The following is a 15,000-nucleotide window of genomic DNA, read 5'->3' as shown; positions in this document are numbered from 1 at the left end:
AAACTCTAAACCTTGTATTTTTTAATAAACTGCGTGGGAGTCATTCCGGAAGTTTTTCGGAATACTCTCACAAAATAAGAATACTCTTCATACCCCAGTCTGAAGGCAACTTCCACCAGACTTTCATCCAGATACATCAGCATTCTTTTAGCTTCAAGAATTGTTCTTTCGGTGATCACATCTGTTGCTGTTTTTTGCACTACCGTCTGAGCAATACGGTTTAAATGTTTTGGAGAAATATTCATTAATGAGGCATAAAAAGCAATCGATTTTTCTTTGCTGAAATATTGCTCTACGCAATTTTCAAAATCCTGGTAATGTTTTACATAGGAAATACTTACCGAAGAAGCGAGATCATCAAAATCTCTGGAAAACTGCCTCGTAGATTTTATAAAAACCTGCGACATCAACGACAGTATATATCCGTTTTTCATCATATCCCAGCTGTGATATTCTCTTTCCAACTCAAGAAACAAATTAAGATTTTCTTTTAATTCGGCTTCATTAAGCTGTAATTTTCGCGGGAAATTGACTGATCCGAAAAAAGGAAAGTTTCTCAGCTTCTGATTCACATAATGCATTTCATAAAAATCCTGCAAACAGAAGAAAAGATAGCCTTCAATATCCTCTGAAAGTTCCCAGCTGTGGATTTGTCCCGGAGACATAAAAAACAGGCTCCCTGCAGAAACATCATATCTTTGAAAATCAATCTCATGAATTCCGGTTCCTTTTGTAAATAAAATGGTAGCATAAAAATCATGACGGTGTGCTTTCTCAAGATGACGATGGCCTACAATGAGATGATTTTGTAGTGTACTGAAATAAAAATCAGAGGCTCTTTTCCCTGACTGAAACAGATCAATATGAAGCACTGAAATAGAATCCAATATAATTTTTATTTTAGGCGACTATATACAATTTTACAATCATTGTCATTCTGACGAAGGAAGAATCTCATGATAGCTTAGATTCTTCATTTCACTATGTTACATTCAGAATGACAGAATCATAATATTAAGATATCAGGATTAATGTAAAATTGTATATAATTACCTTATTTTAAATCAAAAATAATGAAAACAAAAGTATTTTCTGCAGAAATCAGTAATGATTTTCACTTTTATTATACTGTGAAAACACAAACAGAGCTTATATATTTGTAGCGTTTTTTAAAAATTTTTATCTTTGAAGATTAGGATTCAAAAAATGAAGATAAATTTACCCGATAAGCTGTATTATTCAATAGGAGAAGTTGCAAAAGCATTTGATGTAAACACTTCATTAATACGTTATTGGGAACAGGAATTTCCTATTATAAAACCCAAAAAGAATAAAAAGGGCAACAGATATTTCACTCCGGAAGATATCAGCAACTTACAGATGATTTATCATTTGGTAAAAGAAAAAGGTTATACATTAGACGGAGCCCGTGTTGCGCTTACAACCAACAGCAAAATTTCTGAAACCGTTACTTTAATAGACCGCTTAGAATTCGTAAAAGCAGAACTTTTAAAACTCAAAGATTCTTTGGCAGAAAAGGATTCTGAAGGTGTTTGATTTTCGGAAATCATTCATACTAAAATTCAATTTATTTCACACATTGTTAGATTTAATATAGCTTATATATTAAATTTACTTTATGATGAAAAAAAGCTATTATACACAAATAGCAGGATTAGGTATTGTCCTGCTTATTCTTCTTGCATTTAAGAATTATTCTAAAGCGGAAAGTGAAAATTTTCCGGAGATTAAATTCATTTCAGAAAACAGCCCTGTTTTAAGTTTAACAGATTTTGATCCGAATGATCTGAATGAAGAACAATGGCAGCATTTAGGCTTTTCTTCAAAACAGATAGCCACAATTCTGAATTATAAAAAGATGATAGGTGGGAGATTTATTTCTAAGGAACAGTTCAAGAAGTGTTTTGCCGTTTCCGCAGAAAAATATTTAGAACTGGAAACTTATATTCTATTACCTGAAAATAATAAAGAAGCAACGTCAAATAAATTCAAAAATTTTGAAAAAAGGACTGTCACAATCTCAGGAAGATTCAATCCAGATCATTATTCAGCCAATGACTGGATACAAATGGGATTCAGCGAAAAACAGGCAGATGCTATTTTGAAATATAAAAAATATTTGGGAGGCAGTTTTGTAAGCAAGGAAAAGTTTAAAGAATGTTTTATCATCAGTGAGGAAAATTTCCAAAAAATGAGTCCTTATTTAATCCTTCCGGAAAAGACTCCGGCAAACTTCACTCATTATTCTAAAAACAACAAATATGAAAAGACCAACATTCAATATCATCTTTTTGATCCGAATACACTAGATCTTGAAGGATGGAAATCTTTTGGTTTTTCTGATAAGCAGTCGCAAACCATTATTAATTATCGTGACCGGAATCTAAAAGGAAGTTTTAAAAGTTTAGAAGACCTACAGAAGTGTTTTGTGATTTCTGCAGAAAAGTTTGAAGAAATGAAACCTTTTATCAGATTAAGTTCAGCTCCAAATAATGAGAACAAAATAAAGCAGCAGGAAAAAACCGATTTTTCAAAAGTGGATTTAAATGCTATCACTTTCAAACAGCTTATCGAATTCGGTTTTGATGAAAAAGCAGCCGGTTCTATGATTGGTTTCAGGAAAAAACTGGGTGGATTTGTCAATAAAGAGCAAATTCTGACTACTTACAATATTGATCCGGAATTAACTCAAAAGCTGCTTACTAATGCTCAACTGAACACTTCAAATGTTCAGAAATATACCCTAACAGAAGCTCCTGAAGAATGGCTGAGAAATCATCCCTATTTCAAATATTCTGCAGATAAAATCATTTATTACAGAATCAGTAATCCCGATGACAGAAAAATCTGGAAATATTTAAAGCTAAAACCTGAGTATGAAACAAGAATGAGATTGTATACCAAATAATTCTACTCAGCAGTTTTACTTGAATCTTCCAGAAGCATATTCAGCGCAGCAAGCTCTTCATGTGTCAGATCTCTCCATTTACCGATCGGAAGATCTAATTTTATATTCATGATACGGATTCTTTTAAGCTTTTTCACTTCATAGCCTAAAAATTCACACATTCTACGGATTTGACGGTTCAAACCTTGTGTAAGCACAATTCTGAAGTTCATCTCATCTATTTTTTCAACCTCACATTTTTTAGTTACAGTATCTAAAATAGGAACTCCATTTCGCATTTTCTCCAGGAATTTTGGCGTGATTGGCTTGTCAACCCTTACCAAATATTCTTTTTCATGATTGTTCCTCGCTCTAAGGATTTTATTCACAATATCGCCGTCACTTGTCAGCAGAATAAGACCTTCACTAGGTTTATCCAGCCTTCCGATCGGGAAAATTCTCTTCGGATGATTGATGTAATCAACAATATTGTTTTTTTCGCGTTTCGTATCTGTAGTACAGACAATTCCGACAGGCTTGTTGAAAGCAATATAAACCGGTTTATCTTGTGGTTCCCGGATAGGCTTTCCGTCAACTTCTACAAGATCTTCATCAGAAACTTTTGTTCCCAATTCAGGAATTTGACCGTTTATTTTAATTCTTCCTTCTTCCAAAAGCTTATCTGCTGCTCTTCTGGAACAGTATCCGACTTCTGATAAATATTTATTGATACGCGTTTTTTCCATTAATCGTCTCCGTAACCTGTATAATTTTTATTGCTGAAAATGGTAATTCCGTAGCTTAATCCGATAATGAACGGATTTTTATGAGCATTCCCAAGTTTATATCCCTCCAGAATAATTCCGCCTTCCTGGCTTAATCTCTTTGAATAAGAAACCTGCATTCCTAATCTCGCACCCCAAAATTCAGAATCTGAAACTACTGAATTATTGATCTGTTTCCCATAATTAAGATCTATATAAAACAGTTGATCACCCGGAGTAAAGATAATTTTCGGCTGAATCATCACATACACCAAATGATAATTATCTTGTATAAAGCTATATTTGATACCTGTTCCCAAGGCAAAGTTAGGAAGAAAATTATAACCACCAATTGCCGTAATTCCGTAGCTGATTTTATTAGGTGCTTTTGGTACGATATATTGGGTGTTATTAGGAACTTCTTTTTCTTTAAGTATATTATATCCTAAATTCACAGAAGGATTAAAATAAAAATCCATTTTCTGTTTTTTAGCTTCCGTATTTTGTGAAAAGGACAATAAAGAACCACATAAAGTGGCTAATAAAAGTATTTTTTTCATCATAAATTATTAAATTTAAATTCGTTATCTAAAAAGTCGGATGTTGCATTCTCTATTGTATAGTCTCCGATTTTTGTTCTTCTTAATTGTGTTAAATAAGCTCCCACTCCCAATTCCTGACCGATATCGTGAGCAAGACTTCTGATATAGGTGCCCTTTGAGCAGCCTACCGTAAAGCTTACTAAAGGCAGATCGATTTTAATATCTTCAATATAAAGGATTGTTGTTTTCCTTGATTTCATTTCTACCTCTTCTCCTGCTCTCGCCAAGTTGTAAGCTCTCTGTCCGTCAATTTTTATCGCTGAAAATACGGGAGGTTTCTGTTCAATTTCACCTATAAATTTTTCTAAAACGGTTTTAATCTGCTCTTCTGTAATATGCGAAAAATCCTGATGCAGAATTTCAGGTTTTTCAGTATCATAAGATTCTGTCTGTACTCCGATTTTTATCTCGGTCCAGTATTCCTTTGGAGCATCCTGAATTTCAGGAATCTTTTTTGTGAATTTTCCACAGCAAACAATTAAAAGCCCGGTTGCTCTCGGATCTAAAGTTCCGGCATGCCCAATTTTGAATTTTTTGGGAAGATTAAACTCTCTTTTGAGCTTATATTTCATTTTATTGACCGCCTGAAAAGAGGTCCAATCCAAAGGTTTGTCCAATAAAAATATGTGTCCTGATTGTAAGTCTTCTGCGGTCATTTTATGAGTAATAGATACATTATTTAAAATCAATTATTAATTAAGGCTCCTCAATTTAAGATTAGGATAATCAATAATTTCCGGAAAAAATATTTGGTAGCGTTCCGGATCCTGCTGAAAAAAGTCACGCCTCTTTTTAATAAAAATCATTTTTTGTTCATTAGACAATTCTTTCAGAGGATAAAAAGAAGCATACTCTCCTTCATGTCCAAAACTGCAAGAATACATTTCTTTCACAATAATTTCCTTATCTATAAGTTCCTCAAAGAAGTAATTATTCTTATTATCCGTCAGAAAATCTCTTTTTTTATCTCTCGGACAACATGCAGAGCCAAAAAATTCTGAATAATAAGAAACAATAGCATTTTTAGAACCTACAGTCATTTTATTTTTAAAATTGATTGTAGGATAGTTTTGAGAATTCAACGAAATACTGTCCCATTTTGATTCATTTCTTTTTACAAAATAAAATTTATCCGTTTTCATGGGTTCTGCGCAGCCTTTTATTCTATTTGCAAATTCTCTTACGCTTTTATAATATTCTTTATCAGGAGAAATTAAAATAAATTCTTTAACCTGAGGCAAAAAAACTTTTTCATCAAAAAATAATTTATTAGGAACATGAGAAGCGTTGTAAAAAATCAAACTTTCTCCACTGTTTATTTTCAATGGAATATCAATTAAAATTAATTTCTCGGATTGAAAAACATTTTCATCTTTAATCAAAATAACATCACTAAAAATTTTCTTATTCCAATTTTGAGAAAAGATAAGATTAGAAAATAAAATGAAAGTCAGAAAATATTTTTTCAAATCTTTTATTTAAAGAAATAAAAATAAATCAACAAAGCTATCCCAACGAAAATACGATACCATCCCCAAGGTTTAAAGCCGTATTTATTTAAAACTCCGATGAATGCTTTTATGGCAATTAAAGCCACAATAAACGCAACCACGTTTCCTACAATAAAAATAGTGATGTGATCTTGTGATGCCATGATCATTTCATACCCTTTTTGCGGAGTTGCCGTTTCTTTTCCCCAGGTTTTTACAAAAACCGAATATACCGTAACAGCCAACATGGTAGGAACTGCTAAAAAGAATGAAAATTCTGCAGCAGCTTTTCTTGTTAATCCTTGCGCCATTCCTCCGATAATGGATGCCGCACTTCTACTCGTTCCCGGCATCATGGCTAGACACTGCCAAAAACCAATGGTAATTGCATTTCTTACGGTAATTCCTTTTTCATCATCAATTTTAGGATTTTTAAACCACTGATCAGCAAAAAGCAACACTACTCCACCCAATACCAAAACAGATGAAATGGCGATTTGATTTCCCAAAACCGCTTCAATTTTATCATCGAATAAATATCCTAGGACCAAAGCAGGAACTACAGCAAAAGCCAGCTTATAATAAAACTTAAGGTTTTTTAAATCAAAGAATTTTTTCCAATAAGCAACCACCACCGATAAAATAGCTCCAAACTGAATCGATACCTGAAACATTTTTAAAAATTCATCCTCAGGTAATCCCATTAAATTGGCGGTAAACCCCATATGAGCCGTTGAAGAAATAGGAAGATATTCTGTTAATCCTTCTATAATTGCAATAATAATTGCTTTGATTAAATCCATAATTTAAAGAATGTTTTATCAAAAAAAACTTTGTCAAAGTTCAGAACTTTGACAAAGCTAGTATGTCATTTTCTTTAGAAACGCATTTATTTTTTTTTCAAAATCGCGTATACCTCTATGGCAAAACCAATGACTACCAACAGAGGAGCAATTCTGATTCTGCGGATAGAAAAGATATCGTCATTCCAGGAATTCGGATCAAATTTTCCATCCACTGTATTGGCATCCGGTCCCATCATCAAAAGGAATCCAACTACAATACATGCTAAACCGATCAACATCCATTTAAAGTTTTCTTTTCCGAAGTAAAACGTATTTTCTTTGGAAGCTTCCGTTTCTTTTCCGAAATCCGCTGCGGAAAATTTATTTGTTTTATTGCTCATTTTTATGAATAATATAAGTCGTCAACATTTGTTCTCAGGAATCTCCAGGTAGCAACTACCGTACTCAAAACGGTAATGAAAATACCTACTCCCAACACTAATAAGACTAACCAGAAATATTGTTGCGTATCCTGTACGAATGCTGAACCGATTTGACTTGTAAAATAGTACCAAACCCCGAATAACGCCAAAAGACCTATTACGGAACCAATAGCGCCTAAAATAATGGCTTCTATGATAAAAGGTTTTAGAATAAATCTTCTTTTTGCTCCTACCAGCTGCATGGTTTTAATGATAAATCTTTTCGAGAAGATCTTCAAACGAATTGAATTATTAATCAAAACAACTGCTAACACCAAGAATAAAAGTGAAAAACCTAAAATCCACTTTAAAATTCTATTCAGGTTATTGTAAACATCTACCATCAGACTGCTGTCGTTTTTCACGTCTACAATTCCCGGAACTGAACTTATAATTTTAATGGCTTCATTTATTTTTGCAGGATCTACATATTCCGGTTTTAAAGCAACTTCTATAGATGAAGGGAAAATGTTTTCTTCAAATAGCGCATCACTATCAATTCCCATACTTTTTTTGGCTTCCTGAGCCGCTTTTTCTCTGGAAATATAGGTTGCTCTTTTTACGGGAGCCAAAGTCTGTACTTTTTTAAAAGTTTCTTCTTCCAGTTTTGCAATTTTCACAGAGTCTTTAGCATCATAATTTTGATCAAAGTAAGCATTCACAACAAGCTGTTCCTTGATGTAGTCAGAATATTTCTGAGCATTAATCAAAATAAGCCCCATTAATCCCAACAAAAATAACACTAAGGCAATACTTATTACTACTGTAATATTGCTAGACCTAAGCCTTTTCTTATTAAACTCATCTACAGATTTAGCCATTAATATTAAAATTTTTGGCTAAAATAGAAAAAAACTTCCGAAATTTGGGAACGAAAAAGAGAAAATCACTGTTAATAAAATCATAAAAAACATTGAGTGTAAAAGCAAAAAAACATCTTGGTCAGCACTTTTTGACGGATGAAAACATCGCAAGAAAAATCGTAGAAGGTCTTAGTTTTGAGAACTATAATAAGGTAATGGAAGTAGGGCCCGGAATGGGTGTTCTTACCAAATATCTTTTGGAGAAAGACCAACATATCTACCTTGCAGAAATTGATAAGGAATCGATTGAATATTTAAAAAACAATTATTCCAAAATAAACGAAGAAACTTTTGTAGGAGATTTCCTGAAGCAGGATTTTCAATTTACCAACGGAGAACAGATTGCTATTATCGGGAATTTCCCTTACAATATTTCATCCCAGATTTTATTTCAGATCATAGATCATTATGAACTGATTCCAGAAATGGTGGGAATGTTTCAAAAAGAGGTTGCCGAAAGGACTGCTGCTGTTCCGAGAACGAAAGATTACGGAATTCTATCGGTTTTGGTCCAGGCTTATTATGATACATCCTATTTGTTTACTGTCCACGAGAATGTATTTAATCCACCTCCCAAAGTAAAATCAGGAGTGATCAGGTTAACAAGAAATCCAAAGGAAGGATTGGCCGGAAACGAAATTCTTTTTAAACAGATTGTAAAAGCAGGGTTTAATCAGAGAAGAAAAAAACTATCAAATGCATTGAAAGTTCTCAATATCCCGGAAGCTTTAAAGACTCACGAGTTTTTAGATAAAAGAGCTGAAGAACTGAGTGTTTCAGATTTCATTTTATTTACTCAGCTCTGGAAAGAAAACCAAAACCAATAACCTTTCAAATTCTGAATCATAAAAAAGCCTTTCAAAATTTGAAAGGCTTTTTTATTTATTTAAAAGAGATATTATTCTCTATTTTTCAACATGATCCATCCAGAACTGTTCATCTGTACTTTTGATTTTGGATACTGGAAATTAAATTTATACCAATACGTAGCAGTAGGCAATCTTTTTCCTCCTACAGTACCATTCCAAATCGGATTTTGTTTTGTAAATCTAAAAATTTCAACTCCATATCTGTCATAAACAGAGCCTGTAAAATTATCGAAATTTCCTAAAGATGTAAGATCAAGAACATCATTAATACCATCCTGATTCGGAGTAATAATATTGTTGATATGCAATGTGAAGAAATCCACTGAGTTTTCACAGCTTCTTCCCTGTGTTTTAACATAGACTGTATAGTTAGCATTATTGGTCAGTCCACTGAAAACATTTGAAGTCTGCCAATTGATTCCATCAATAGAATATTCTAAAGTTGTAGGAATGTTATTAATCGAAGGATTAATAGCAGTTACGGTAAGCGTATTATTGTTATCATAATTCAGCGCTGTAATGAAAGGAGAAGCTGCTGCCAATACTTTTGCAGTGAAAGTTCTCTTACAGTATCCGTTATCAATAACTACAGAATAAATTCCAAGTTTATCAACACTGATAGTCTGTGTAGATTCTCCAGTACTCCATAGATAAGTATAATTAGGTCCTGTTCCTGCATCTAAAGTAACTCTGTCTCCAATACATGTTTCAACATCCTTTAAAGCCGTAACAATTTCAGGAACAACTTCAACCGTAATTTTTGCAGGTAGCGTAGAAGTACAACCTTTAGCACCTATTGCATATACTTCAAATGTTGTTGTATGATCCAATGTCACTGTCTGAGTTGCTCCCGTTCCTGAAAAATTACTCCAATGATAAGTCGTTCCGCCTGTAGCCGTTAAAAGCACTGAATCTCCCGGGCAAATCTTAAATTTCGAAGTCGTTAAAGTTGCTACTGGGGTCGTTTCTTTTGCAAGGGTCAATTTAACCATTTTACTACAGAAACCACCATTTGAAACCACTACATAAAGAATTTGTCCGTCAGTCCCGTTAAAATGATACGGATCCTGGATATAATTATTATTTTGAGCCACTGCATCGGCCTGATTTACATAAAAGTGAAATACTGCTCCCGGTGTATTACTAATTAATGGTTTTGCAAAGTTTAAGTCAAAATTAGGAACATCCGGAGTCGCACAGAACAGCAAGGTAGCATCTTGTGCTGAAGGCGTGGTTCCTCCATTAATAATAATAGAAGCCGTTCCCGGACAAGGACTTCCCGGATAGCTTACTTCTACGGTATAAGTTCCAGGCTGAATCGCAGTAATAGAATTTGTTGTTGCTCCCTGTACAACAGTAGTAGTAGTTCCGTTATTGTAATACCATTTATAGTTAACGTTCGGGTCACTTACAGAAGCTGTAATTACCTGAGGTACATTGTCACAAACATTAATTTCCCCCGGTAACGTAGCCCCACTTGGATCCAACAATTCAACTCCGATATTAAATGATCCTCCTTCTAAAAAAACAGCAGAGTCATAGGCCGTATCACCTGCATCCGCAATTACCATTTTAAAATGATAAGCCTGCCCCGCAACCACTGTAGCAGTTGCAGTCAAAGGAATAGTTCTACCATTAAAATTGGTTTCAATATTAGTGGTATTGTATCCTCCAAAATAGGCCGCATTTACAGCACCACATCCTATCGGACTTCCATTAAACTGAACATTCGGACGGATATTGGTTACACTTACAGGACCTGCACTTCCCGGAAGAACAGCCATATTTTGATAAGGTCCTCCCGCTACCGGTCTAAGTAATAACGCAAATGCATCTGAATAACTACAAGGGAATGTTCCGGTATATTCTTCAGAAGCAAAAAGATAATTGAATTTCACTTGTGTAGAAGTCGGAATAAAATCAAACTCAAGGATTACAGCATCTTTTAAAGCCTTACTAGGGTTTGTTGCTGCTACCAGATCGGGATCAGTTCCCGTTCCTACTATATCACTTAGTGGGCTGTTTACATCGATATAATTATTTCCTGTATTCTTTGCTTTACCCGTTACTAATACAATTCCGTCTTTAAAAGGGAAATTGGTTGTACCTCTGTGAAAATACCCCCATGCTCTGTCTTCATTACTTGCCGGTAAATTCGGACTTACCTGAACATTTGAAACCTGAGGGGTTACACAAGAATTAGTTCCGGAAGATATCAAGACATCCTTAACCAATTGAGTAATATTAAAACTTGATTCAGCATATGTAGGTGCATTTACATCAATAAAAGCACCTTGCTTTTTTGCCAATCCGGTATTAGGCTTAGGGACCTTTCGAGTTTGTTCCGCTTGTGAGAATAGCAGATTAGTAGATAAAAGAAAAGAAAAAGCTAGTAAATATCTCCTCATAGCATTATTTGTTTAAACAAATTTAATTTATTTTTAAATAAATGACACATATTTATTCATTTTTATATAAAAAAAATAACCTCCTATTATCCGGAGGCTATTTTCAATAATTCTAATTTCTATTCTTAAGTAAAATCCAGCCGCTTCGCTGTTCCAGCTTTTTACTAGCCGGATTTTCCCATTGCACTCTATACCAGTATGTTCCGGTCGGAACGTTCATATTTTTAATATTTCCGTTCCAAACTGTATTAGATTTATTTGCTTTAAAGACTTCTGCCCCGTACCTGTCAAAAATAGATGCGGCAAAATTATTGTAATTGCTTATACCTGAAAAATCAACCTTGTCATTTATTCCATCCTGATTTGGAGTAATGGCATTATTAACGACAAAAGTAAAGAACTCTAAAGGTGTACTACATTTTGCATCTTTTATTCTTACTCTTAAATTGTAGTTTGTATTCTTTAAAACATTATAAAATATATTCGAAGCCTGCCAAGTCACACCTCCGTCAATAGAATACTCTAATACACCTCCTGTAGGGTTTGTTGCAGATAAAGTAAAAGTTCCGTTATCATATACAACATTAGTAAATTGAGGTAAATTAGGATTATACAGATGAGCCGTAAATATTTTTGAACAAGTACCATTACTAATTTCAACGGTATAGGTCCCCGGAATATTTGTTGTCATAGTTTGAGTAGTCACTCCATTACTCCACAAATAGGTATAGTTCGGACCGGCTCCTGCATCAAAAATACCGGAATCTCCGGCACAAGCATATACATCTTGTAATGTTGAAACAATAGCAGGAACTACTTCTATAGTTATCGTAGCCGGGTTAACAGATGAGCACCCGTTTCCTCCCAAAGCATATACAGAGTATGTTGTAGTAGTTGTAGGGGTAACTACCTGAGTATTTCCAGTTCCTGTTAAACCTACCCAATTATAAGTAATACCTCCTGTCGCCAATAGAGTAACTGGCTCTCCGGCACATATTTTAGATTTGGAGGCTGAAATTCCCGCCGTAGGAGGCCCCACCACCACAGTCACAGAAGCCTGATTCTGAGAGATACATCCGTTTGCTCCCACTGCATATACCGTATAAGTTGTAGTGGAGGTTGGTGAAACAGTTTGAGTACTTCCAGTTCCTGTAAGACCATTCCCCCAATTATATGTTGCTCCACCACCGGCAGTAAGAGTAAGAGATTCACCCGAACATATTTGAGCTACAGACGATGTCAAAGTTGCAACAGGGGCAACCTTATTTTCTGTTACGGTAACATTTGCCGTATAAGTACAATTTAAGTTTCCTGGCTGTGATGTGTTCGAAACGGTTAAAGTATACACTCCACCTGTGCTCACAACCGGAGTTAAAGTATTGGCTCCTGAAACAATAGTCCCCCCTGTAGTCGTCCATGCAATAGTAGATCCGGCAGGAATAACTGAAGATGAAGCATTTAAAGTTATTTGCGATACGGTACATGTAATATTCTGGGGAGTTGCAATCGTTAAAGTAGTTGTTGGAGTTTTTAACAACAATAAATTGACTACATAACTACATCCTCCATTTTTAACCAACACATAAATCGTCTGATTTCCTGCGCTTGGGAAGGCAGTAGGAACAGCGATAGTATTTCCATTCCCTGCATTCGCATCAGCCAGGTTTATATAATAAGCAAAAGTAACTCCTGTTATTGTAGATGTTATCTGAGTCTGTGCAGAAGTTAGATCATAAGTAACATTTCCAGGCTCGTAGCATTTCATTAAAGTAGCATTTTGCACCGTTATCGGCTGGGTCACTTCAATGGTAATGGTTGCCGGAGTTTGTGACGCACATCCATTGGCACCAATCGCATTTACCGTATAGGTAGTTGTAGTTGTAGGAGTTACAACCTGAGTGTTTCCAGTCCCTGGCAAACCTGTCCATGTGTAAGTTGCTCCTCCCGAAGCCGTTAAAGTTACACTTTCGCCAGAGCAGATTAACACTTTTGACGCTGTTAAAGTGGTTGTAGGCGGCGCGCTATTTCCTGTTACGGTTACATTAGCAACAGAAGTACATGTCACATTATCCGGAGCAAAAGTATTGGAGATAGTCAGAGTATAAACTCCCGCTGCACTTACAACCGGAGATAAAGTATTAGCACCTGAAACTATAGTTCCTCCAGTAGTTGTCCATGCAAAAGTTGATCCTGTAGGATAGGTAGATGCCGAAGCATTTAAAGTAACCTGAGGGGTAGCACAAGTTAATGTTGGAGGCGGAGCAATGGTAGCTGTTATCTGGGGAGCTTTGACCAATTGTAATTGGGCTACCTTAGAACAGAAGCCATTTTTAACCAAGACATAAATCGTTTGTCCTCCTACGCTTGAAAAAGTTGTAGGATTAGGTATTGTGCTCGCATTTCCTGCATTTGCATCTGCCTGATTAAGATAGTATGAAAAAGTGGCTCCAGCCGTCGTACTTATTGATGGTTGAGCAGAAGTCAAATCATAAGATACATTTCCTGCAGCATAACAGGCGGTTAAAGTAGCATTCTGAACAGTTGGCGAAGTTCCGCCCACAATAGTTACAGTTGCTGTTCCCGGACATGTATTTCCAGGTACCAAAACCTCTACTTTATATACTCCTGGTAATGTCCCCGTATAAGAGCTTGAAGTAGCGCCCGGAATAATATTATTATTTAGATACCATTGATAAGTTGCATTGGCATTCTGAACAGAAGCATTGAAGGTTTGCGGCTGATTATCACAAACATTAATAGAAGCAGGCAACTGTACACCCGCAGCATCTAAGATTTGTACTCCTATATCAAACGATCCTGCTTCCAGGAAAACTGATGAATCGTATGAACCATCATCCCAGTCCGCCAGTACCATTTTAAAATGATAGGATTGTCCCGGAGTTACGGTGGCTTTTGCCGTTAAAGGAATTGTTCTTCCGTTAAAGTTTGTTTCTATCCCTGCCGTATTATATCCTGCAAAATAAGTTGCATTTAAAGGTCCACAAGATAATGCTCCCCCACTAAATTTATTAGCTGGTCGGATATTAGTTACACTTACCGGACCCGCTGTTCCCGGCAAGACAGCCATATTCGTATAGGTAGATCCAGGAGTATTAGGCTTCAGTAACAAAGCAAAACCATCCGTAAAATTACACGGGTAATCATCGAAATATTCTTCAGAAGCGAAAATATATCTGAATGTAACTTCATTAGCAGTTGGTACAAAGTCAAATTCTATATAGGTAGCATCATTAAAATTATTAGCTACGCCTAAAGCTGTAGATAAATCTGCATCTCCTGTTGTGGAAAAAGTATTGTTTAAAGTACCCGAAATAAAAGAGTTACCTGCGTTTCTAGCATATCCTGTAGATAGCACAATTCCTTTTGTAAAAGGAAAAGCGGTAGTTCCCTTATTAAAAAAGCCCCATGTCCTATTTTGATTAGAAGCGGATAAATTTGGAGAAACGGTAACGTTCGTTATATTGGCAGAGGTACATGCTGTTCCTCCTTTTATAAGTACATCTTTAATTAACTGGGCAATATCGTAGCTTGATTCAGGGTAAGTACTTGTATTTACATCAATAAAAGCCCCTGTTTTCATACTTTGAGAAGTGGGAGTAGCAGTAATTCCTGTTCTCCCTTTTTTTTGAGAAAACATAACATTATTACTTACAAGCACTAAAAACAAAGCAAAAAATAGACTTCTTGTCCTCGTATTTAACATTTTACAATCTTTTAAACAAAAATAATACTTTTTTTGTTTAAAATTTAATTTTGGTTTGCTTATAATATAAGATATTTAATTTGATCCCATTATTATCATAAAAAA

The 15,000-nt window shown here is 35.1% G+C and carries 13 protein-coding genes; 3 read left to right on the top strand and 10 right to left on the bottom strand.

What is annotated here, in order from left to right:
* Positions 1-5: 5 nt before the first annotated feature.
* A complete protein-coding gene (locus MKS83_RS21555; protein ID WP_240581288.1) occupies positions 6-887 on the bottom strand; it encodes an AraC family transcriptional regulator in 882 nt (293 codons plus the stop codon).
* A 319-nt stretch (positions 888-1,206) separates the two neighbouring features.
* Between MKS83_RS21555 and MKS83_RS21550 the strand changes: the two genes are divergently transcribed.
* Positions 1,207-1,557 (top strand): MerR family transcriptional regulator, encoded by a 351-nt coding sequence (locus tag MKS83_RS21550; protein WP_100374939.1) that lies wholly within the window; start codon positions 1,207-1,209, stop codon positions 1,555-1,557.
* A gap of 82 nt (positions 1,558-1,639) precedes the next feature.
* Positions 1,640-2,929 carry a helix-hairpin-helix domain-containing protein gene (locus MKS83_RS21545; RefSeq protein ID WP_240581287.1) on the top strand — a complete coding sequence of 430 codons (1,290 nt, stop codon included), beginning with the start codon at positions 1,640-1,642 and terminating at the stop codon, positions 2,927-2,929.
* A gap of 2 nt (positions 2,930-2,931) precedes the next feature.
* Here MKS83_RS21545 and rluF read toward each other — a convergent pair whose 3' ends face one another.
* The 7 genes from rluF to MKS83_RS21510 all read right to left on the bottom strand — a co-directional run bounded on the left by rluF (position 2,932) and on the right by MKS83_RS21510 (position 7,852).
* The gene (rluF, locus tag MKS83_RS21540) at positions 2,932-3,654 is read right to left on the bottom strand and encodes a 23S rRNA pseudouridine(2604) synthase RluF (RefSeq protein WP_240581286.1); all 723 of its coding nucleotides are present in this window, start codon (positions 3,652-3,654) and stop codon (positions 2,932-2,934) included.
* Positions 3,654-4,235: a hypothetical protein gene (locus MKS83_RS21535; RefSeq protein WP_240581285.1), complete on the bottom strand. Its 582-nt coding sequence runs from the start codon at positions 4,233-4,235 to the stop codon at positions 3,654-3,656. Before MKS83_RS21535 ends, rluF begins: the two co-directional genes overlap by 1 nt.
* On the bottom strand, positions 4,232-4,930 hold the full coding sequence (gene truB / locus MKS83_RS21530; RefSeq protein ID WP_240581284.1) for a tRNA pseudouridine(55) synthase TruB: 699 nt from the start codon (positions 4,928-4,930) through the stop codon (positions 4,232-4,234). Before truB ends, MKS83_RS21535 begins: the two co-directional genes overlap by 4 nt.
* Positions 4,931-4,966: 36 nt before the next feature.
* Positions 4,967-5,743: a hypothetical protein gene (locus tag MKS83_RS21525; protein WP_240581283.1), complete on the bottom strand. Its 777-nt coding sequence runs from the start codon at positions 5,741-5,743 to the stop codon at positions 4,967-4,969.
* A 5-nt stretch (positions 5,744-5,748) separates the two neighbouring features.
* Positions 5,749-6,567: an undecaprenyl-diphosphate phosphatase gene (locus MKS83_RS21520; RefSeq protein WP_240581282.1), complete on the bottom strand. Its 819-nt coding sequence runs from the start codon at positions 6,565-6,567 to the stop codon at positions 5,749-5,751.
* Positions 6,568-6,653: 86 nt separating this feature from the next.
* Positions 6,654-6,950 carry a DUF3098 domain-containing protein gene (locus MKS83_RS21515; protein ID WP_240581281.1) on the bottom strand — a complete coding sequence of 99 codons (297 nt, stop codon included), beginning with the start codon at positions 6,948-6,950 and terminating at the stop codon, positions 6,654-6,656.
* Positions 6,951-6,952: 2 nt separating this feature from the next.
* Complete coding sequence (locus MKS83_RS21510; protein ID WP_100374932.1) at positions 6,953-7,852, bottom strand: cell division protein FtsX; 900 nt, start codon at positions 7,850-7,852, stop codon at positions 6,953-6,955.
* Between the two features lie 92 nt (positions 7,853-7,944).
* Here MKS83_RS21510 and rsmA point away from each other — a divergent pair, with 92 nt between their 5' ends.
* Complete coding sequence (rsmA, locus tag MKS83_RS21505) at positions 7,945-8,721, top strand: 16S rRNA (adenine(1518)-N(6)/adenine(1519)-N(6))-dimethyltransferase RsmA (protein WP_240581280.1); 777 nt, start codon at positions 7,945-7,947, stop codon at positions 8,719-8,721.
* 71 nt (positions 8,722-8,792) lie between these two features.
* Here the strand turns inward: rsmA and MKS83_RS21500 are convergent, their stop codons facing one another.
* Entirely contained in the window at positions 8,793-11,171 is a 2,379-nt protein-coding gene (locus tag MKS83_RS21500) for a choice-of-anchor L domain-containing protein (protein WP_240581279.1), read from the bottom strand.
* A 112-nt stretch (positions 11,172-11,283) separates the two neighbouring features.
* Entirely contained in the window at positions 11,284-14,895 is a 3,612-nt protein-coding gene (locus MKS83_RS21495; RefSeq protein ID WP_240581278.1) for a choice-of-anchor L domain-containing protein, read from the bottom strand.
* Between the last annotated feature and the right edge of the window lie 105 nt (positions 14,896-15,000).

The organism is Chryseobacterium sp. Y16C (assembly GCF_022488405.1).
GTDB lineage: Bacteria > Bacteroidota > Bacteroidia > Flavobacteriales > Weeksellaceae > Chryseobacterium > Chryseobacterium geocarposphaerae.
Note: the sequence above shows the minus strand (reverse complement) of the source record. Positions and strands in the feature narration are given on the sequence as shown.

Bases quoted from the DNA above. Each gene is read 5' to 3' on its own strand.
- MKS83_RS21515 (WP_240581281.1), bottom strand. From the start codon at position 6,950: ATGAGCAATAAAACAAATAAATTTTCCGCAGCGGATTTCGGAAAAGAA.
- MKS83_RS21550 (WP_100374939.1), top strand. From the start codon at position 1,207: ATGAAGATAAATTTACCCGATAAGCTGTATTATTCAATAGGAGAAGTT.
- truB (WP_240581284.1), bottom strand. From the start codon at position 4,930: ATGACCGCAGAAGACTTACAATCAGGACACATATTTTTATTGGACAAA.
- rluF (WP_240581286.1), bottom strand. From the start codon at position 3,654: ATGGAAAAAACGCGTATCAATAAATATTTATCAGAAGTCGGATACTGT.
- MKS83_RS21535 (WP_240581285.1), bottom strand. From the start codon at position 4,235: ATGATGAAAAAAATACTTTTATTAGCCACTTTATGTGGTTCTTTATTG.
- MKS83_RS21500 (WP_240581279.1), bottom strand. From the start codon at position 11,171: ATGAGGAGATATTTACTAGCTTTTTCTTTTCTTTTATCTACTAATCTG.
- MKS83_RS21495 (WP_240581278.1), bottom strand. From the start codon at position 14,895: ATGTTAAATACGAGGACAAGAAGTCTATTTTTTGCTTTGTTTTTAGTG.
- MKS83_RS21510 (WP_100374932.1), bottom strand. From the start codon at position 7,852: ATGGCTAAATCTGTAGATGAGTTTAATAAGAAAAGGCTTAGGTCTAGC.
- MKS83_RS21545 (WP_240581287.1), top strand. From the start codon at position 1,640: ATGATGAAAAAAAGCTATTATACACAAATAGCAGGATTAGGTATTGTC.
- MKS83_RS21520 (WP_240581282.1), bottom strand. From the start codon at position 6,567: ATGGATTTAATCAAAGCAATTATTATTGCAATTATAGAAGGATTAACA.